Genomic DNA, 19,925 nt, shown 5'->3' with positions numbered 1-19,925 from the left:
AAGTGGTCTAAACACAAAAAAAAGCGAAGCTGACTAATGTCAACTTCGCTTGATAAATTTAGGTTTAACTACTTGATTATCAATTGAGTGGGATTAGACATGCTGAAAAAGTATAGTAATGTTCGTTCATTACTACACAACAACATGATTCAACTTGTGATTGATTAAAATTCAACATGTCTAATTCCTCCTGCAATTAAGTTGTCTCAAATTTACAATTATTAAATTAATAAGTCAAGCATTATTTCTTTTTTTCATTGTAAATAGACAGTGATTCGAACTCCATATATGAGGCTAAAGTCAAAGAAATTACGAGTAATAAAACTAGCCATCCCAATGTCCGACCCAAAATAACTGTTAACGGTATAAACTTGGCAACCAAATAAATACTTGCAATTGAGAGACAGAAGTCGACTAAGAGATTAGCGCCGATAACAACTTTGCTCCGTTCCAAAATAAAGAAGTTGAGCAGCTCTTTTAACACTTTACCAGTCGAGGAACGATACATGATCAAAACTGGACGCTGAGCTATAACCTTGACTGCAAACATACCAAAAGCACCTACAATTCCGCCTACGACGATGCGCCAGGTAATTGCATGTAGGACCAAAGAGTTATATGCAACCCCAATAATCGATAAGCAGAGAATATATGGGATGATAAAGAAGAAGACGTAGATCACAGCAATTTTTTTGTTAGACATTTTTGATTACTCCCTGTATACTGATAGTCTTATTCTATCATTAAAAACGTTTATTGTTGAATACATTAACACCTGTTATAATTGTTTTGTTTATATTTAAGTTTACATACGAAAGAGAGTGCGAGTTAAATGAGTGGTGACTCTTCTGGAGCGTCGCTTTCCGGACAGCTGATTTTAATTATTGTTTTGACAATATTAAATGCTTTTTTTGCGGCTGGTGAGATGGCGATTGTTTCTCTCAATAAGACGTCAGTCGAGGAAAAGGCAAAGGATGGTAATCGCAGAGCCAAGAAGGTTCTAAAGATCATCAGTGAGCCAAATAAGTATTTGTCAGCGATTCAGGTCGCTATAACGGTGGCAGGATTCTTATCATCTGCTAGTGCAGCAATGAGTTTGAGTGCAGGTACCGAAAAATTGATTGGGGATTTTCAAGGTAGCCGTGAGATTGCTGTGATTATCATAACGATTGTTTTGTCGTTTATAACACTGGTTTTAGGTGATTTATATCCGAAGAGGATAGCGTTACAACGCCCGTTTCAAGTTGCTAGTTTTACGCAACCATTTATCAGTTTTGCCAACTGGTTTTTGAAACCTTTTGTGTGGTTAATGGATAAATTAAATAATGGACTGATGAAAATAACCCCGATCAATTTTGACCAAGAGCACAGTTCAATTACTCGTAATGAGATGATTGCAACTTTGAAAAAGTCCCGCAACAATGGAACGATCAATTCGGATGAATATCAGATGTTGCAAGGAATTATCAGTTTTAGTGATAAAACCGCTCGAGAGATCATGGTGCCAAGAACGGATACTTTTATGATCGATATTAACGAACCAGTTGATGACAATATCGATGAGATTCTAAGTCAGCCTTATTCGAGAATTCCCGTTTATGGTGGTGACAAAGATAATGTCATCGGAATCGTTCATATCAAAGATTTGTTGAAACGTTCGCGTGAAGTCGGCTTTGACAAGATCAATTTGAATTCGATCATGAAAGAACCACTCTTCGTTCCTGAAGCTACTAGCATCGATAGTTTATTATTAAAGATGCGCAGTACGCAGACTCAGATTGCAATGGTCGTGGACGAGTATGGGGGAATCGTTGGTTTAGCAACAATCGAAGATGTCTTAGAAGAGATTGTTGGTGAAATCGACGACGAGTACGATCCCGTCACAAAGAATTTCCAACGATTAGGTTCAAATAAATTCTCGGTCGTTGGTTTGATGACAATTGAAGATTTTGATGAATTATTTGAAGAAGACATTCACGTTGAAGATGTGGATACGATTGCTGGTTACTTGATTATGAACCTCGGTGAAATTCCCGACGCTAGACATCCGCAGTCGTTTACATTAAATGATGGAATTGTCTTGACTTCTGGGGAGCTGAACGGTTCAAGAATTGAAAATGTGATCGTGACAGTCCCTGATAGTAAGCTTAAAAATGTAACTACTAACATGTACAAGAAGAAATACTAAAGTGTATTTCTTTTTTTTCGAGGAAATAAGGTTATAAATATTCTTGGTTAAAAAGGCCAACTTAATATAGATTGAAAAAGGAGCACAACGGTTCAAAATGGATCAAAAACAATTAGAGCAAGAAGTTAACAAACGTAGAACCTTCGCCATCATCTCTCACCCGGATGCTGGTAAAACAACAATTACTGAACAAATGCTTTACTTTGGTGGAGTTATTCGTTCTGCTGGTACGGTTAAAGCTAAAAAGTCAGGTCAATTTGCTACCAGTGACTGGATGGAAATCGAAAAGAAACGTGGTATTTCTGTAACGAGTTCTGTGATGCAATTTCACTATCGAAATAAAGATATTAATATCTTGGATACCCCAGGACATGAGGATTTCTCAGAAGATACTTATCGGACTTTGATGGCAGTTGATGCCGCAGTCATGGTCATTGACTCAGCTAAAGGTATCGAGCCTCAGACTAAGAAATTATTCAAAGTTGTTAAAAAACGTGGCATTCCTATTTTTACTTTTATGAATAAATTGGACCGTGATGGTCGTGACCCGCTTGATTTGATCGCTGAACTAGAAGAATTGCTCAATATCGAAGGCTGTGCTATGAATTGGCCTATCGGTATGGGTAAGGAACTCAAAGGTTTATATGATATTCATAACAACCGCTTGGAATTTTATCGTAAAGATGGTGATGATCGTTTCTTGCCATTAGATGATGAAGGACAATTGGCAGAAGATAATCCAATCAAGGATGAGGGTGTCTATGAACAAGCTTTGGGTGAAGTTGATCTGATTAAAGAAGCCGGTAATAAGTTTGATTTGAGTAAAATTCAAGCTGGTGATCAAACACCAGTTTTCTTCGGCTCAGCCTTGACTAATTTTGGTGTCGAAACCTTCTTGAATACTTTCTTGGACATGGCGCCAGCTCCTAGTGAACATAAGCAAAAAGACAGTGAAGAAGTCGTTAAACCTGATGATCCAGAGTTCTCAGCCTTTGTCTTTAAAATTCAAGCTAATATGAATCCTAATCATCGAGATAGAATTGCTTTTGTTAGAATTTGTTCTGGCGAATTCGTTCGCGGCATGGATGTTACTTTACAAAGAACTGGTAAGGTAATGCGTTTGAATAACGCTACTGAATTTATGTCAGACCAAAGAGAAACCGTTAAAACAGCTGTAGCCGGTGATATTGTTGGTTTGTACGATACTGGTAATTTCCAGATTGGCGATACGATTTATACAGGTAAGAAAGCAGTTCAATTTGAAGACTTACCACAATTTACGCCTGAAATGTTTATGGAAGTTCAAGCTAAGAATGTCATGAAACAGAAGTCATTCCATAAAGGGATGCAACAATTGGTACAAGAAGGTGCCGTTCAACTTTATAAGAAATATACAACTAATGACTATATCTTAGGTGCTGTTGGTCAACTGCAATTTGAAGTCTTCCAATTTAGAATGAAGAACGAATATAATTGTGACGTCGTGATGAAGCCGATCGGTTCACGAATTGCACGTTGGGTCGATCCTGAACAATTGGATCAATCAATGTCATCGACTCGTAATATGTTGGTTAAAGATATGGATGATAATCCTTTATTCTTATTTGAAAACAAGTTTGCGGAAAATTGGTTTGCCAACAAATATCCAGATGTTAAGTTAACTTCAAAATTATAGGAAATCGCTGAATGGCGGTTTTTTTTATTGTAAAATTTTAGTGGTAGTGTAAAAGCTCACGAAAAAAGGAGGCGAAATCACACTCAATAAAACCGGTAAACAAGCAGTTAGGGGCTTGTTGGAATTGAAAAGAAGTAATTACTACCGTTTATTTAGCTTACGTTCGTTGCCGATAAATTGTTTATTTTGTTAAAAAATATTCAATATGGACTTTTTTGGCTGTTTAAATATTTAGAAAACTTTAGAATCTTAAGAAATTCTTAATGTCAAGCAACAAAAAATTACAATTTATTTTCGAATGTTTAATTCTTGTTACAATTTCCAGGTTTTATTGAAAGTGCTTTTTTTAAATAGTAGTCTATAACTAGATTATTTATTAAGGGGAAACTATTCTATGTCTAAAAAAAATCTATTAACAAGTGCTTTAGTACTTGGTACTCTAGCTGCAACCGCTACACCATCCGTAGTGTCAGCTGCAACAACTAATGACGCTGATTCTCCGGCAACTTCAAGTACCGAACAAGTGAATAATAAATCTCAAGACAATAATACAGTCATCGCTGGTTCTCAAGTTAAAAAAGCTGATACTACTGTTGCTAACTCAGCAACTGTGCAAGCTGCTAGTGAGTCAGTTAACAATGCTTTAAACACTTCTGCAATTATTCAAGCCGCTACTGGTGCAACTTCAGCTCAACAACAAGCCTTTTTGAATCAAGCCGTTCCAATGGCTCAAAAAGCTGCTTCACAATATGGCTTATATACATCAGTTATGTTGGCACAAGCTATTCTTGAAAGTGGATGGGGTACATCAACTCTAGCTACACAAGGACATAACTTATTTGGTATTAAGGGTGACTATAACGGTGCCTACGTTACAATGCCAACTTCAGAATGGAGTTCAACTCAAGGTTGGTACACGATTTATGCTAACTTCAGAAAGTATCCTAGTTACTATGAATCATTTGCTGATAACGGTGATAAGTTGCGTAACGGCGTTTCATGGGATTCAAGTTACTACAAGGGGACTTGGGTAGAAAATACTAAGTCTTATAAAGATGCTACTGCTTGGTTGCAAGGTAGATATGCTACAGCACCTAACTATGCTTCATCATTGAACAACTTGATTCAAACTTACAATTTGACTCAATACGATGGCAATGCTGAAACAAATGGTGGATCACAAACTAACAACAATGTTATCAAAGTTAATAATCCAAACGCTGGATATGTTAAGTTGGTAGCTTTTGGTAGTGATGGTTCAGCTAAAGATGTTGCTAACCGTGGTTTAGCTAACAACACACCTTGGTATACTGATCAAACAAGATCTTACAATGGTCACACATACTACCGTGTTGCTACAAACGAATGGGTTGAAGACACATATTTAGCTTAATATTTTTTAAGAAATGAGAGATGCGCATTTTCCAATCTTTGGAAGTGCGTATTTTTTTTGTAAAAATAGTTGTTCAATTTTACGGACTCCCTTATTATTATTAGATGGACTTTTTTTGAATGAGAGAGAAATATACATGAATGAAAAATTAACTTGGAAAAATCTATTTTTTATTGGCTCCATGCTCTTTGGACTTTTCTTTGGAGCTGGTAATTTAATTTTTCCAGTCTTTTTAGGTCAACAAGCAGGAAGCAATGTTTTATTAGCCATCATTGGTCTTTTGATCACGGGAGTCGGTTTACCGCTACTAGGTGTCGCCAGTATGGGATTGACGGGTAGTAATAGTGTCTTTGATTTGGCTGGAAAAGTTAACCGACCATTTGCTTATGTCTTTACAATTTTATTGTACTTAACTATGGGACCATTATTTGCGATTCCTCGATTAGCTACAATCTCATTTCAATTAGGTATTGCTCCTTTTGTTGCCCCAAAACAACAGAATTTTGTGCTCTTGATCTTTTCGGCAATCTTTTTCTTAATTACTTTTCTCTTAGCGAGGAAACCAAGCAAGTTGATGACTTATGTCGGTAAGTGGTTAACGCCGATCTTCTTAATTTTGTTAGGAATTTTAGTTGTAGCCGCTTTTGTCAAACCGATGGGGAATCTTAACTCATTGCCACAAGGACAGTACGCCAATAATCCAGTACTGACAGGTTTTACCGAAGGGTATAATACGATGGACGCCTTAGCTTCATTAGCTTTTGGCGTAGTAGTGATCGATACGATTAAGTCATTAGGAGTAAAAAATCCTAGTCAGATTGCAAAAGATACGATTAAATCTGGTTTGATCAGCGTAATTTTGATGGGAGTAATCTATACCTTTTTAGCCTTGATTGGAACAATGAGCGTCAATAAACTACCACTGGCTGCCAATGGAGGAATCACCTTGGCGCAAGTATTCCACTATTACTTCGGTTCATTCGGAAGCGTTCTGTTGGCATTAATTGCAATCATTGCTTGTTTAAAAACCTCAATAGGCTTAGCTTCAGCCTTTGGAGAAACAGCTACCGAAATGTTTCCCAAATTTAATTATCAGATAGTTTTAACTGTAGCCACCGGCTTGTCATTTTTAGTAGCCAATATCGGCTTAACAAAATTGATCAATTATTCAACACCCGTGTTGATGTTCCTCTATCCAATGGCAATGATTTTGATATTGATTGCAGTTATGAAACCAATAGTTGGTGAGTCTAAAGTAGTTTTTGGCCTGACAGCATTATTTACCGTTGTGCCCGCATTATTTGCCGGTATCAACGCTCTACCTAAGAACTTGCACAGCAACAATCTAGTTCATCAAGTTTTGTTGTGGAATAATCATTTGCCATTAGCCACTATGAGTTTAGGCTGGGTTGTTCCAGCGTTAATTGGACTGATTATTGGAGTGGTAATTAGTAAGTTTTCTAAGGGGGAGTTTTGAAGTATACAGGGTAATGGGTTCACTGCCGTCATCCGCTCCAGTTCTGGGGGATATGGAACGTGGTGGGCCGACTTGGAACCCCTCAGCAAGCTGACGGTCTTCAAGCTCGACCTTTTACTAAATTGGCAAAAACCGCCAATTAAGTAAAATTTCACCACTGATATCCCCCAGAACTTCCGCTCCTGACTAGGGTTACTGCATATTTTATTTTTTTGTGATATATATATGAATCCTACGTTCCTTATTTAGCTTGGTAGGAGTGGAAGCTGGAAAACCTTGGTGCTTAAGAGCAAAAGATAAAAAGCAAGACAAAAAAATGTATTGAATTGACTTATTTTTATATCAATTCAATACATTTTTTTAATTTCTATTAAAGATATTAGTTCATTTAAAGGCATTAATTCATTTTATCTTTTAAAGTTTTAAGTTCTTGACCTTAATCTTTAGCCTTTGAACTTGCTATTGCCCTTGAACTTGTTCACTTGAGGGATATCCAAACATGTTTTAATATTCTAGGCTGTAGTGAGAGCTCTGAGGGGTCTAAGCCATGAAATTGTTCTTAGTGGGCGAAGCGCACTTAGAACAAGGCTCGACTTTGAAACAATTGCGCACTTCAATTGGTTCAAAGCGATGCCCATGGCGTTCCAGACCCCTCGGAGCCGAACGGAAGCCGGCAGTGAACCATCCACCATACTACTCCACACCAATCAAGATTATAGTTCGGATAAAATCTTGTTAGCAGTGGGTTCATTCAAAATAATATCAGTGAAATAATCCCCCAATAGAGCAGCCTTTAGCGCCGATGACTTAAACTTATCATTAACAATACCAACTCGAGTGGGAACTTCTAGAACTTGAGCAAGAGTTATCCCAAAAACCTTGTCATCTTCCGGTCTAATCAGTTGATGACCGTCTTTGTCGATTGGCCGACCATAAACCAGTGCCGCAATAGAATTGGGATTAACTTTGGGAAACAGAACATCTTTGCTCGTATTCCAAGAGTCGATACTGTTGATCGAATCTAATGTCCCCACACTAGTGAAAATTAGATCCAATTGTTTAGCTGTAGCTAAACTCGGCTTAATGGCTGGCTCCAAGGCTAATAATCGTCTGACATCTTCATTGACGATATAAAGTGGGGCGTCGATCGTAAGATACTTTCCGTTATAACGGGTTGCAACTTTTTGAACCATCCGCATAGTACCAGCCAAAGAGTTATGCTTTCCGTTTTCACCGATAAATTGGGTGAAGACCATATTGTCTTTGGCAGTACTTTGAAATGAATCGATCACATTATAAATCGTGTCTCCCCAGGTGAGACCGATTATTTTTTTGCCCTCAATTAAATCTTGAAGATATTTTGCTGCGAATGAATAAAACCGATCGTTCTCATGTGCAATATCTTCGGTATTTTTTAAAACATAAAAGTTGGGATTAGGGAAATGGGTCTTGAGACGATTTTCCAAATCGTTACTTCGTGAAAAAGGTGAACTTATACTAATTGTAACAATCTTTTTGTCGACCGCTTCAGTTAAATATTTTGAAATTTTGTAACGGCTGATATTGTATTTTTTTGCAATATCGCCAAGGTTCAAATGGTTTAAATAATAGTCCTGAGCCAGGTCAACTAATAATGAAGTACTTTCTTCCTGTGGCATAGCGACTCTCCTTTGATATATATAAGTTACCTTATTTGGATAGGTATTTCAATTTTAAAAGTTTGTGAAATATGTGAAAGTATTTACAATATTTGAAAAAAAGCGTATCATTTGCTTTGAAAAATATTAAATATAAAGCGATATTTTTAAAAATTTAAAAAGGGGCGACGTTTATGGACAAAGAATTAATCAAAAAAATACATCAGGCTCATACCGGCGTTTTACAAATTGACGGAGAATTACCGGTTTCAACTATGGAGGAACTTGGCGAAGCGTATACGCCAGGGGTCGCAGAGATCAGTAAGATTATTGCGAAGGACCATGAACTTGCTCAAAAATATACTGTCAGTGGAAAATTAGTAGCAATCATTTCTGACGGTTCAGCAGTTTTAGGCTTAGGTAATATTGGTCCCCAAGGAAGTTTACCTGTGATTGAAGGTAAGGCTTTGCTTTATAAACGTTTAGCCAATGTAAATGCCATTCCTTTGGCAGTCGACCAAGTTGATGTGGATGAATTCGTGCAAACAATTGTCAACATCAGCAAGAGTTTTGCCGGGATTCATTTGGAAGACATTGCCGCACCAAAGTGTTTTGAGATTGAAAGAAAGCTCGCTCAAAAACTTGATATTCCCGTTTATCATGATGATCAAGAGGGGACAGCGATTGTAGTCTTGGCAGGTTTGATCAATGCAGCTAAAGTCGTTAATAAAAACTTGTCGGACCTAAAGGTTGTTATTAACGGAGTTGGAGCATCTGGTTTAGCTACTGCGGAACTATTATACAAATATGGTATCAAGAAGTTAATTTTAGTTGATCAAAAAGGTGTCATTGATAGTGAAGCAACTAGTTTGAATAGTTATCAATTTGAATTGATGAAGAAGATCAACTATCAAACGGATGCTAAAACATTGGCTGAAGCAATGAATGGAGCTGACGCTTTCGTTGGCTTGTCCGTAGGTGGAATTGTTACTTCTGAAATGGTTGCTTCGATGAATGATGGAATTATTTTTGCACTAGCTAATCCCAAGCCCGAGATCGAACCAGATTTGGCAAAGGCAGCAGGAAGTAAAGTTATTGCCACAGGTAGTTCACAACATCCTAACCAAGTTAATAATATCTTGGCTTTCCCAGGCTTATTCAGAGGCTTGTTGCAGAATCACGTGGAACATTTCAGTGCAGAAGTTGAAGCTAGTGTGGCTGAAAGCTTGGCTAATATGATTGCTGAACCAACACCCGAAAAAATTATTCCCAGAGTTTTTGATAAAAATGTTGTTAAAACAGTTTCAGACGCTGTAACAAACTTTGTGAGAAGTGAGGATTAAATTATGAAAATTGATTCGATGCCTGATGAAGATCAGAACAAAAATATCTTTCAAAAATTTATGGCTTTGAATATTGGAATAGTTCCAATGCCATTGTACGTTTTACTCTTGATTGCTTATGTTTTATTGACTGTGACTAATCAAATGCCTAACGACATGATTGGTGCTATCGGAATCATGACCTTGTTTTCTTTTCTACTAGAGGAAATTGGTAAGCATATCCCAATTCTTAATTCCTTAGGTGGAAAGGTTCTTGTGGTAACATTTTTGCCATCATTTTTAGTTTATATGAGTTGGTTACCCAAGAGTACGACTAAAGTAGTTACTAGTTTCATGAACAACAATAATTTTCTAGCCGTTTTTATTGCTTTATTGATTGTTGGTAGTATTTCAGCTATGAATCGGAAGACTCTGATTCAAGCTAGTATGCGGATCATCGTTGTTTTGTTGATTTGTGAAGTTGTTGGACCATTAGTTGGTATGGGAGTCGGAATGTTATTAGGACTTTCAGCTTATAAAGCTTACTTCTTCGTTGTTGCACCAATTATGGCTGGTGGTGTTGGTGAAGGTGCTTTGCCATTGTCACTTGGTTATGCCGCTATTATTTCAATGGGCCAACAAAATATTTTCGCCCAAATTTTACCTTGTGTTATGTTGGGAAGCCTAGTTGCCGTTATTGAAGCAGGAATTCTTAGACAAATCGGTATTTGGAGACCAAATTTGACTGGTAACGGTCGTTTAGTTGAATCCGATGGAGATTCTGATGAATTAGGCAGTCTTTCTTCGAAGTCAGATACAGCTAACATTACTAAGATGTTAGTTTCTGGAATTTTAGCTATTACACTTTATCTCTTAGGTGTTTACGTTAACTCAATTATCCATTTACCTGCACCAATCGTTTTATTGATCGTGGTTATGGTCGCAAAGATGTTGGGCTGGATTCCTGATTCCGTTCAAGAAGGTGGAAAATCACTTTACAGTTTGACAGTTGCTGGTATCTCACCATTATTGCTATTTGGTGTCGGTGTTGCGATGACACCTTGGAAGTCATTGATCACGGTCTTTACCAATATTCCAATGTTAGTGACGATCTTTATTACCGTTACGGCTATCGTTGCAGCAGCGTTCTTCAGTGCTAAATTCTTGCACATGTATCCTGTCGATACAGCCATTGCTGTTTCTTGCTGTTCCGGACAAGGTGGTACAGGTGCCTTAGCAATTCTAGCTGCTGGTGATCGGATGAACTTGATGCCTTTCGCCCAAGTTGCGGTTCGTTTAGGTGGTGCCATCACCGTTACACTTTCAATTTTCCTAATGAGAATTTTTGCTTAGAGGCGATATCTTGGAAACAACAACTTTAAACCTAAAAGATCCTTATTATTACAAGCAGTGGCAAACTTTGATTCAAAGTGAAGGTCTAGTAATTGAGAATTTAGCTGATATTTCTGAAACATTGGGAATCTATCAAGATGATCAATTGATTGCCACGGGCTCCTTTTTTCAAAATGTATTGAAATACTTGGCAATCGATCCTCAGTATCAAGGTGGTAATACTTTTAATAAGTTAGTTTCTGACTTGATCAACGATTTGGCTGCTCAAAATATCTTTCATGTTTTCGTCTTCACGAAGCCAAATTATCGCCAAAGCTTTGAGTATTTAGGCTTTCAAACTATTGCTCAGACTGATTCAGCTGCATTGTTAGAAACCGGTGATTACTCGATCGAGCAATATTTAGACACGGTGCCAAAAGTTAATGGCAAAAAGATCTCAGCCATCGTTATGAACGCTAATCCGTTTACTCTGGGCCATCGTTACTTAGTTGAACAAGCCGCTAAAAAAAGCGATTACGTTTATCTCTTCGTAGTTGCTCAAGATGCATCGTTATTTACCACGGATGAACGTTTAAAATTAGTTCAGCAAGGGACAAGCGATTTGTCGAACGTGATCGTGGTCAATGGTGATCAGTACATGGTCAGTTTTGCCACTTTTCCATCCTACTTTATTAAGAGTCGAACCCAAGTAGTCGATTATCAGACACAACTAGACGCACAGGTTTTCAAGCGCATCGCTCAAGCGTTACATATCACGAAGCGCTATGTCGGCCAAGAGCCATTCTCTCCAACAACCGAGATTTATAATCAAACTCTGCAACGAGTGTTGCCACCTGAGCTTAAGTTAGAGATTATAGAGCGAAAGGCAGTGGCAAACCAGATTATCAGTGCTACCAAAGTTCGTCAGGCGATTGAAAAGAATGACCTTGAACTGATTCAAAAATTTGTTCCAGCAACAACTTTTAACTTTATCAACAATAATTTAAGCAGTTTACAAAGGAGGATTCACGATGGAAATTAAACACACAGCCTTAGCAGGTACATTGGAATCAAGCGATATCCAATTTACTTTATCCAAAGGTAATGGAATTGAAATCAATTTAGATTCACAAGTAGAAAAGCAATTTGGTAAACAGATTCGAAAAGTGATTACGGATTTGTTAGCGGAATATGATATTAAAGATGTCAATGTCCGTGCCGTCGACAAAGGGGCCTTAGATTGTACGATCAAAGCTCGTTTGATTGCCGCCATTCAAAGAGCCACAGATACTCAAAATCAACCAAATTGGGAGGTATTGGGATAATGGAACGATTAAGAAGAACGATGATGTTTGTTCCTGGTAATAACCCTGCTATGATCAAAGATGCTGGTATTTACGGGGCTGATTCAATTATGTTTGACCTAGAAGATTCAGTTTCAATCACAGAAAAAGATACTGCCAGAATGCTAGTCTTTGAAGCTTTACAAAATGTTGATTATGGTAATTCGGAATTAGTCGTTAGAATCAATGGTCTTGATACTGATATGGGTAAAGCCGATATTTATGCCATGGTTAAAGCTGGAGTTGAAGTTATTCGTTTGCCTAAGACAGAAACTCCGGAGGATGTCGTTGAAACAGAAAAGGTCATCGCCGAAGCTGAAAAGTTCTTTGGCATTGAAGTGGGTCGGACACATATGATGGCAGCTATTGAAAGTGCTGAAGGTGTTTTGAATGCACCAGCCATTGCAAAAGCTTCTGATCGTTTAATCGGAATTGCTTTGGGAGCTGAAGATTACGTCACAATGATGAAGACTCGTCGTTATCCTGATGGAGCTGAGTTGTCATTTGCTAGAAATATGATTTTGCATGGAGCACGTGCAGCTGGAATTGCCGCCTTTGATACTGTTTATTCAGATGTTGATAATACTGAAGGCTTTAATCATGAAGTGGAAATTATTCATGAACTTGGTTTTGATGGCAAGTCAGTTATCAATCCTCGCCAAATTCCTTTGGTCAATGCAATTTATGCACCAACTGAAAAAGAGATTCGTAATGCTAAAGATGTGTTGAATGCCATTGAAGAGGCCCACAAGAAGGGCTCAGGAGTTATTTCCTTACGTGGTAAGATGGTCGATAAACCAGTTGTTGCCAGAGCTCAAAGAACCATGGCTTTAGCTAAAGCTTCACACTTAGTTGATGAGGAGGGCAATCTTTATGCTGAATAAAGTAAATCGTGAAATACCTGATGATATTTTGAAAGAAAAGAACTACAAACCATTTGAGACTACTGAAATTGGTCACCCAGAGACAACTTACGTCAGTCACCAAGTCAGAGTTTCCCAAGGAACGGATAAATTAGTTGATTCAATTCCTGATGTAATTGCTAAAGCTGGTTTAAAGAACGGAATGACGATTTCTTTCCACCATCATTTTCGTGAAGGTGACTTTGTCTTCAACATGGTGATGCAAGAAATTATCAATGAAGGATTCCAAGATTTAACCTTGGCTCCAAGTTCTTTAACTAATGTGATGAATGATATGGTTATCAAAGCCATTAAAGCCGGAACAGTTTCACACATTACTTCTTCTGGTATGCGTGGCAGCTTAGGAGACTTCATTTCACACGGCGGTTTGAAAGATCCCGTTGTCTTACGTTCACACGGTAATCGGGCACGTTCGATTGAAAATGGCGACATCAAGATCGACATCGCTTTTCTTGGAGTTCCGAATGCTGATGCCGCTGGTAATGCTAATGCAATTCATGGTGATGCTGTTTTCGGTTCAATGGGTTATTCATTGATGGATGCGAAATATGCAAATAAAGTTGTATTGTTGACTGATACAATCATGCCATATCCTAATACGCCAGCAAGTATTGAACAAACACAAGTCGACTATGTTGTAAAAGTTCCCAAAGTCGGAGATCCTGACAAAATTGGATCAGGGGCAACTCGTTTTACAAAGGACCCCAAAGAATTAAAGATTGCTGAAATGGTTAACCAAGTTATTACACATTCACAATATTTCAAAGATGGCTTTAGTTTCCAAACTGGTTCTGGTGGTGCTGCTTTGGCCGTCAGTCGTTATTTGAGAAATTCAATGTTGGCAAAGAATATCAAAGCTTCATTTGCTTTAGGTGGTATTACTAAGCCAACAGTTGATTTATTGGAAGAAGGACTTGTTAACAAGATCTTAGACGTACAAGATTTTGATAAAGGTGCTGCCGCAAGTATGGCTAACAACGAGAATCAACAAGAAATCGATTCTTCTTGGTACGCTGATCCTTATAATAAAGGGGCTGCGGTCAATCAATTGGACGTCTGCATCTTGTCTGCCTTGGAAATCGATACTAAGTTCAATGTTAACGTTATGACGGGTTCAGATGGAGTTTTGCGTGGCGCTATTGGTGGTCACCAAGATGCTGCTAATGCAAAATTGACAATTATTTCAGCTCCATTGGTTCGTGGTAGAATCGCTACTGTCGTCAATGACGTTACAACCGTTGTAACGCCTGGTGATAGTATTGACGTTCTGGTTACAGAAGTGGGTATTGCCATCAATCCTAAACGCCAAGATTTAATTGACGCCTTGAAGAATATCCCTGGTGTACCAGTTTATACGATCGAAGAATTACAAAAGAAGGCTCAAGCCATTGTGGGTAAGCCAGAACCACTAGAATTCACCGATCGTCCTGTAGCTTTGATCGAATATCGTGATGGAAGTTTGATCGATACAGTTTATCAAGTAAAAGATTAGGAGTAGATAGATGGTTGAAGTATTTTCAAACGGAGTCAAACAAGACATTGCCCAAGTATTACGTAATCGTGATGCCCGCGTTATGGAACAAAGTCGTTTGGCCCAAATAGTCCAAAAGCATCAATCATTGATCAATGCTAAGTTGAATATTCCTGGACCGATTAAGAATAACTTTTATTTAAGCCGTGTTTTTCAAAAAGGTGTAGCTGATTTTTTGATCAATCATATGGTTGATTGGCAATTGCTGTGGGATGTTGCAACAGGACCGGAAATCTTTGCCATCGTTGAAGGTGAACCTACTAGCGTGAAAGAAAAGGCTATTAAGTTTGAGAATAATGACGCCTTAGGTAGACTGTTTGATATTGATATTTTAGAGTCAAAAGATGGGATGATGGTTCCATTGAGCCGCAGCCGTTTTGAACTGCCTGAACGCAAGTGCTTGATTTGTGATCAACCCGCTAAAGTTTGCGCAAGGAACCGAACTCATTCTGTTCAAGAAATGCAAGCTTATATCAATCAACTTATCAACCAACAATTGGAGCTTTCATGAAACTAGAGATAAAATTAGCAGATATTGCCTTGAAATCGTTACTATATGAAGTCGATGTCCAACCAAAGCCTGGTTTAGTCGATCCAGTCGACCACTCAACGCACTCAGATATGGATGTTTTTACTTTTATTGATAGTGCAGTGGCTCTTAGACCATACTTTGTTCAGTTTGCGGAAGCAGGAGAAAAATTTAGAGGAAATGATTTGACCAAATTATTTCAGTTGATCCGCCCCATGGGAGTTGAAGCTGAAAAAATGATGTTTTTAGCTACTGATGGAATCAATACCCATAAGGGAGCAATCTTTTCTTTAGGAATCTTGTTAGCCGCAACTGGCTTTGACCGCACTGATATACGTAATACTGTCACGCAGATGTTGCGTGGGTTAACTAAGAATGATTTTGATAATCTGGAAAGTAAGACTCACTTATCGAATGGCGAAAAGCTATATTTGAAATATGGAATCACTGGAATACGTGGCGAAGCTGAAGCAGGTTATCCAGTCGTTTTCGAAAAGGCTTTACCTTATTTAAAAACTCACTTTGACGGCGATTTTAACAGTTCACTTTTGGATACTTTGATGGTGATTATTGCTGAGTCTGATGATTCAAATGTCATTAAACGAGGTGGTCCAAAGTCACTAAAACAAATTCAAAGTTATGCCCAAGAGATCTTAGATGCAGGCGGTTGTAGTCAACCTAAAGGGCGAGAGCTTTTGGGAACAATGAACGCTTATTGTAATCAACACAATTTGAGCCTTGGTGGTAGCGCTGACCTGCTGATTATTACGATTTTTCTATTTTTAATTTAAATAATAATGTAAAAATAGCCTCTGATTTTTTTATCAGAGGCTATTTTTTGTAAGGATACTATTTTTCCACCGTTACGTTAGATGCTTTGACGAATTCGTTCTTGCCAACTTTATAATAGTTGCAGTTCTTAATATTCTTCTTTTCAGAAGTTTTCTTCGTTGTACCTTTGGTTAGACAGCGAGATAACTTTTTACCTTTTTCATTATACAATTGAGCCTTTGCTTCCTTAACCTTGATTTTGGTGGAAGCTATTTTTTTGACCGAACTGGTAGCAGCATCAGCTGTTATCGTGGCAGTCACTGTTGGGACAGCTGCACCGGCACCGACTGTTAACATTGATACTAATAAAAGGCTCTTTTGAATTAACTTCATGATATTATTTTTTCTCCTTTGTCTGACAAACGTACATTTTAAATCGTGATAACAATGCATTTTTAAATTAATAATTTGTTATCGATATAATAGTAACCTAATTTTAATTTTTGATGTTGTAGAGTAGATAGCCGTTATGTATATTGAATTATCAATTGATAAAGCAAGCTTAGACTTCACTAGAATCGTCGACCGGGACCAATTTACCATCGGAGGCCCGATAATAAGTACGTTGCATGAATGTACCTTCGCCGCCTAAATCATAAATAGTGTCTTTTGACAGTTTGCGGTGAACTTTTTTACCGGCAAGATTGTACAATGGGGCATTATTTTTAACGACTATCAAACGAAAAGTATTCGGAACTTCCGTTTGAATCATTCCTGAGTCTGTTTCTTCATTTTTGTAAAGAATATTGATATCGTCTGCTTTGACAAAACGATTTTTTGAAATACGATAGTAAAAATCTTCAGCGTTCAAATTAGTTAGATCATTTGATGAGGCCGCTTGAACGATGCCATTGCCTGCAGTAATTGCGGGAATAGTGGAAATTCCCATTCCCAATCCTAAGAGTGCAGCGGATAAAAGACTTTTTTGATATAATTTCATGTTGATTATCTCCCTAGATTTCAATGTACCAATGGAGAAATCTATTTTTGTCATTGATAACAAGAGATCATTAATATTCTGCTATCGAAAACATAATAATATATCCTAGTTAGGCTGTCTTATTCTTTGTGTAGCCATTGTGTATAAGGAAAACAGTTGATGTAGGGCAAAATAATACCCTCTGATTAGGCGTCAGGGGGTATCAATGTTAATTTCTATTTTTAATTAGATGTTTAAAGAAGACGAACAACATAATCAAGAAACCACTGATCATCAAAGCTAAACCATTTGCGTCACTAGTCTGTGGGAACTTTCCAGCGCTGAATTCGATGTCGAATTACTTGCACTGCCATTGACCTGAGGAAGTACACCAACGGTCTCTGGAACAGGTTCATCACCTGATGCTTCAGGGTTAACTGGAGGGATCAAGTTACCTGGTTCAGTTGGAGAGATTGGTTTGCTTGGTTCAGTAGGTAATTCAGGCTTACCGGGTTGAGGGACAATCGGTTTGACTGGAGGATTTGGCTTACCAGGTTGAGGAACAGTTGGTTTAACCGGAGGATTTGGCTTACCAGGTTGAGGAACAGTTGGCTCAACCGGAGGATTTGGCTTACCAGGTTGAGGGACAGTCGGTTCAACTGGAGGTTCAGGTTTACCAGGCTGTGGCTCGGTAGGTTTAACTGGTGGTTCAGTCGGCTCAACTGGGGGTCCAGGTTCATTAGGTTCAACTGGAGGATTTGGTTCAGTTGGCTTTGGCTGATCTTTTGCCTCTAAGTCGCTGACGATATCTTTACTTACGGTAAAGTTGATTGGAGTTTTGTCCAATTCGTAGCCTTCAGGGGCCGCGATTTCAACAAAGGAATAGTTTCCAGCTTCAAGGTCAGTTACTGTAATTTGACCGTTCGCATTAGTCGTTAGACCAGTTTCAATAACCTTGCCGTTACCATCCAAAAGTTCAAAGATGGCTCCAGGTAAGAGTTTATTGAGTGTTGCGTCAACTTTGGTTAAGACAACATTACCTGTATTTGGAACAACAGTTGTGGCAACGTTGAACTTTTCCAATTCTACTGGAGTTGTTTGACCAGCAACAACAGTGAATTCAATTGGTGTTGTGTTGAGATCATAACCTGCAGCAGGTTGGGTTTCCACAAATTGATAAATACCAGCAGGTAGGTCGCTCACAGCAATTTCACCATTGTCATTGGTTACAAGACCTTCTTTAACAAGCTTGCCATTTTGATCCAAAAGATTGAAGGTTGCTCCAGAAATTGAATCTTTAGTATCGGGATCAATCTTTTTCAAAACTACTGCGCCGGCTTCTGCTTGATCCTTTTGAGTTGAGGTGATATCAACTGACGAATCAGAGATCGTGAAGCTGATTGGGGTTGAATCTAGGATGTAACCATTAGGAGCTTTGACTTCTGTCAAAGTATAATCGCCGTAAGGTAGGTTTGTTAGAACGATTTTACCGTTTTGATCGGTCATGGCATTGGAAATCAATACTTTCCCTTTGCTATCTTTGAGCTCATATTCGGCACCGGCAAGTAGTGCACCAGAGACTCCATCAGTCTTGGTAAAGGTCATTGAGCCAACTTTTTGGCCTCCAGTACCAGTACCAGAACCTCCCCAAGAAGTTTCAGTATCGACTTGTTGATTACCTTCGCTAGAAGCCATGGTTGCGTGGTTAGTCCAAGTTGTCGTACCACTGGCTGAAGTTCCAGTAACTTTGACACGATAATAAATATCAACTGCAGTAGTAATATTACCAGGGAAACTGATAATTACTTGATTGCCGTTAGTTGTCACTTCGGGAGTCAATTGATGACCATTGCTCTCGAAACCACCAGGGCCATAAGAACCAGCAATGGCAGTGAGTGAACCAGGGATATACTCTTCATTAGGTCCTAAAGTATCAGTAATGACAACGTTTGTTAAATTATGGAGGTTAGGATTGAAAGCGATGTTCCAAGTTAATTGGTCGGGAATACCAGTCGTAGGATCATAGCCAGAAACCCAGCCATTCTTGTTAAACATCCAATTCTGACCTTGATTGCCATTACCGTTATTAGTACCTTTAGCGATGAAGCTTAAAGTGCCGTGACGGTCGATGGTCGTTTCACTCAAAACGTCATTAAAGGTAATTACACCTTTGGCCTCGCCATTTTTAATCGTGGCATTCCCAATCTCGACTCCATTGGAATCATAAATTGGGAAGGATAGATCACCTGATGAAACTATTCCGGAAGGTAATTCAAAAGGAATAGTATCGCCAGATTCGATTTTGACATTATCAGGGATGCTCCAATTATAACTAACATTAAAATTTAACCAGCTGTACAAGTTATCAGATGGTTGAATCAAAACGCCGTTCATATCGGTAATTTTTGCATCACTGCCAGTTAATCCGTTGACAGTAAGTTCAGCTTTAGGTTCAATCGTGGAATTTGATTGAACAGTTGAACTAGTCGTCGGTGGGGCAACGGTTGCAGCATCAGTAACTTGTGTCGGTGCCTGAAAAACAAACCACAACGCTATAAATGCTCCAAGCATTGATGCAACTATTAATAATCTTTTTAACAGTTTCATATTTAAGCCTCCAATAAGTAATGGAGTTATTTGTTTAATTGAAAACAGTGTAATAAACTTGTTCGTTATTACGACCTCAGTATATGGCCCTGAACCTGCGGAGTAAAATAAATAGACCATTGAGTTACTAATGTTGACATATCATCTACTTGTATGTATACCAATAAATAATGAAGTTGTTTTTTATTAGCAAATTAGACTAATTAATTAATGATAAA

17 protein-coding genes are annotated in these 19,925 nt (G+C 38.3%); 12 read left to right on the top strand and 5 right to left on the bottom strand.

Going from position 1 to position 19,925, the window contains the following annotated elements:
- Positions 1–241: 241 nt before the first annotated feature.
- Positions 242–703, bottom strand: a complete 462-nt coding sequence (locus ACG72T_RS05665) for a hypothetical protein (RefSeq protein ID WP_395265180.1) — start codon at positions 701–703, stop codon at positions 242–244.
- 129 nt (positions 704–832) lie between these two features.
- Here ACG72T_RS05665 and ACG72T_RS05660 point away from each other — a divergent pair, with 129 nt between their 5' ends.
- The 4 genes from ACG72T_RS05660 to brnQ all read left to right on the top strand — a co-directional run bounded on the left by ACG72T_RS05660 (position 833) and on the right by brnQ (position 6,733).
- Positions 833–2,188, top strand: a complete 1,356-nt coding sequence (locus ACG72T_RS05660) for a hemolysin family protein (RefSeq protein ID WP_395265179.1) — start codon at positions 833–835, stop codon at positions 2,186–2,188.
- A gap of 97 nt (positions 2,189–2,285) precedes the next feature.
- Entirely contained in the window at positions 2,286–3,863 is a 1,578-nt protein-coding gene (locus ACG72T_RS05655) for a peptide chain release factor 3 (RefSeq protein ID WP_395265178.1), read from the top strand.
- A 394-nt stretch (positions 3,864–4,257) separates the two neighbouring features.
- Positions 4,258–5,256, top strand: coding sequence for a glycoside hydrolase family 73 protein (locus ACG72T_RS05650; RefSeq protein WP_395265177.1), 999 nt, complete (start codon positions 4,258–4,260; stop codon positions 5,254–5,256).
- Between the two features lie 136 nt (positions 5,257–5,392).
- On the top strand, positions 5,393–6,733 hold the full coding sequence (gene brnQ, locus ACG72T_RS05645) for a branched-chain amino acid transport system II carrier protein (RefSeq protein ID WP_395265176.1): 1,341 nt from the start codon (positions 5,393–5,395) through the stop codon (positions 6,731–6,733).
- Between the two features lie 713 nt (positions 6,734–7,446).
- Here brnQ and ACG72T_RS05640 read toward each other — a convergent pair.
- A complete protein-coding gene (locus ACG72T_RS05640; protein WP_395265175.1) occupies positions 7,447–8,391 on the bottom strand; it encodes a sugar-binding transcriptional regulator in 945 nt (314 codons plus the stop codon).
- A gap of 173 nt (positions 8,392–8,564) precedes the next feature.
- Between ACG72T_RS05640 and ACG72T_RS05635 the strand changes: the two genes are divergently transcribed.
- From ACG72T_RS05635 to citG, 8 genes are read left to right on the top strand one after another with little or no spacing between them, the layout of a single operon-like run.
- Positions 8,565–9,713 (top strand): NADP-dependent malic enzyme, encoded by a 1,149-nt coding sequence (locus ACG72T_RS05635; RefSeq protein ID WP_395265173.1) that lies wholly within the window; start codon positions 8,565–8,567, stop codon positions 9,711–9,713.
- Positions 9,714–9,758: 45 nt separating this feature from the next.
- Positions 9,759–11,045, top strand: coding sequence for a 2-hydroxycarboxylate transporter family protein (locus ACG72T_RS05630; RefSeq protein ID WP_395265245.1), 1,287 nt, complete (start codon positions 9,759–9,761; stop codon positions 11,043–11,045).
- 10 nt (positions 11,046–11,055) lie between these two features.
- On the top strand, positions 11,056–12,066 hold the full coding sequence (citC, locus tag ACG72T_RS05625) for a [citrate (pro-3S)-lyase] ligase (protein WP_395265172.1): 1,011 nt from the start codon (positions 11,056–11,058) through the stop codon (positions 12,064–12,066).
- Positions 12,056–12,349 (top strand): citrate lyase acyl carrier protein, encoded by a 294-nt coding sequence (gene citD, locus ACG72T_RS05620; RefSeq protein WP_395265170.1) that lies wholly within the window; start codon positions 12,056–12,058, stop codon positions 12,347–12,349. The genes citC and citD overlap by 11 nt, the downstream gene beginning before the upstream one ends.
- On the top strand, positions 12,349–13,251 hold the full coding sequence (citE, locus tag ACG72T_RS05615) for a citrate (pro-3S)-lyase subunit beta (protein ID WP_395265169.1): 903 nt from the start codon (positions 12,349–12,351) through the stop codon (positions 13,249–13,251). Before citD ends, citE begins: the two co-directional genes overlap by 1 nt.
- Positions 13,241–14,782: a citrate lyase subunit alpha gene (gene citF / locus ACG72T_RS05610; protein ID WP_395265168.1), complete on the top strand. Its 1,542-nt coding sequence runs from the start codon at positions 13,241–13,243 to the stop codon at positions 14,780–14,782. The genes citE and citF overlap by 11 nt, the downstream gene beginning before the upstream one ends.
- A gap of 10 nt (positions 14,783–14,792) precedes the next feature.
- A complete protein-coding gene (gene citX / locus ACG72T_RS05605) occupies positions 14,793–15,332 on the top strand; it encodes a citrate lyase holo-[acyl-carrier protein] synthase (RefSeq protein WP_395265166.1) in 540 nt (179 codons plus the stop codon).
- Positions 15,329–16,141: a triphosphoribosyl-dephospho-CoA synthase CitG gene (citG, locus tag ACG72T_RS05600; protein WP_395265165.1), complete on the top strand. Its 813-nt coding sequence runs from the start codon at positions 15,329–15,331 to the stop codon at positions 16,139–16,141. Before citX ends, citG begins: the two co-directional genes overlap by 4 nt.
- A gap of 58 nt (positions 16,142–16,199) precedes the next feature.
- Here citG and ACG72T_RS05595 read toward each other — a convergent pair whose 3' ends face one another.
- The 3 genes from ACG72T_RS05595 to ACG72T_RS05585 all read right to left on the bottom strand — a co-directional run bounded on the left by ACG72T_RS05595 (position 16,200) and on the right by ACG72T_RS05585 (position 19,707).
- The gene (locus ACG72T_RS05595) at positions 16,200–16,514 is read right to left on the bottom strand and encodes an SLAP domain-containing protein (RefSeq protein ID WP_395265164.1); all 315 of its coding nucleotides are present in this window, start codon (positions 16,512–16,514) and stop codon (positions 16,200–16,202) included.
- A 169-nt stretch (positions 16,515–16,683) separates the two neighbouring features.
- The gene (locus ACG72T_RS05590) at positions 16,684–17,121 is read right to left on the bottom strand and encodes an SLAP domain-containing protein (protein WP_395265163.1); all 438 of its coding nucleotides are present in this window, start codon (positions 17,119–17,121) and stop codon (positions 16,684–16,686) included.
- Between the two features lie 279 nt (positions 17,122–17,400).
- Positions 17,401–19,707, bottom strand: a complete 2,307-nt coding sequence (locus ACG72T_RS05585) for a SpaA isopeptide-forming pilin-related protein (RefSeq protein WP_395265162.1) — start codon at positions 19,705–19,707, stop codon at positions 17,401–17,403.
- Positions 19,708–19,925: the final 218 nt, after the last annotated feature.

Origin of the sequence: Companilactobacillus sp. FL22-1 (assembly GCF_043951805.1) — a bacterium.
Taxonomy (GTDB): Bacteria; Bacillota; Bacilli; order Lactobacillales; family Lactobacillaceae; genus Companilactobacillus.
This window is presented reverse-complemented; position numbering and strand designations above follow the sequence as displayed.

Bases quoted from the DNA above. Each gene is read 5' to 3' on its own strand.
- ACG72T_RS05650 (WP_395265177.1), top strand. From the start codon at position 4,258: ATGTCTAAAAAAAATCTATTAACAAGTGCTTTAGTACTTGGTACTCTA.
- citD (WP_395265170.1), top strand. From the start codon at position 12,056: ATGGAAATTAAACACACAGCCTTAGCAGGTACATTGGAATCAAGCGAT.
- citF (WP_395265168.1), top strand. From the start codon at position 13,241: ATGCTGAATAAAGTAAATCGTGAAATACCTGATGATATTTTGAAAGAA.
- brnQ (WP_395265176.1), top strand. From the start codon at position 5,393: ATGAATGAAAAATTAACTTGGAAAAATCTATTTTTTATTGGCTCCATG.
- citE (WP_395265169.1), top strand. From the start codon at position 12,349: ATGGAACGATTAAGAAGAACGATGATGTTTGTTCCTGGTAATAACCCT.
- ACG72T_RS05585 (WP_395265162.1), bottom strand. From the start codon at position 19,707: ATGAAACTGTTAAAAAGATTATTAATAGTTGCATCAATGCTTGGAGCA.
- ACG72T_RS05595 (WP_395265164.1), bottom strand. From the start codon at position 16,514: ATGAAGTTAATTCAAAAGAGCCTTTTATTAGTATCAATGTTAACAGTC.
- citG (WP_395265165.1), top strand. From the start codon at position 15,329: ATGAAACTAGAGATAAAATTAGCAGATATTGCCTTGAAATCGTTACTA.
- ACG72T_RS05665 (WP_395265180.1), bottom strand. From the start codon at position 703: ATGTCTAACAAAAAAATTGCTGTGATCTACGTCTTCTTCTTTATCATC.
- citX (WP_395265166.1), top strand. From the start codon at position 14,793: ATGGTTGAAGTATTTTCAAACGGAGTCAAACAAGACATTGCCCAAGTA.
- ACG72T_RS05640 (WP_395265175.1), bottom strand. From the start codon at position 8,391: ATGCCACAGGAAGAAAGTACTTCATTATTAGTTGACCTGGCTCAGGAC.
- ACG72T_RS05660 (WP_395265179.1), top strand. From the start codon at position 833: ATGAGTGGTGACTCTTCTGGAGCGTCGCTTTCCGGACAGCTGATTTTA.
- ACG72T_RS05590 (WP_395265163.1), bottom strand. From the start codon at position 17,121: ATGAAATTATATCAAAAAAGTCTTTTATCCGCTGCACTCTTAGGATTG.
- ACG72T_RS05635 (WP_395265173.1), top strand. From the start codon at position 8,565: ATGGACAAAGAATTAATCAAAAAAATACATCAGGCTCATACCGGCGTT.
- ACG72T_RS05655 (WP_395265178.1), top strand. From the start codon at position 2,286: ATGGATCAAAAACAATTAGAGCAAGAAGTTAACAAACGTAGAACCTTC.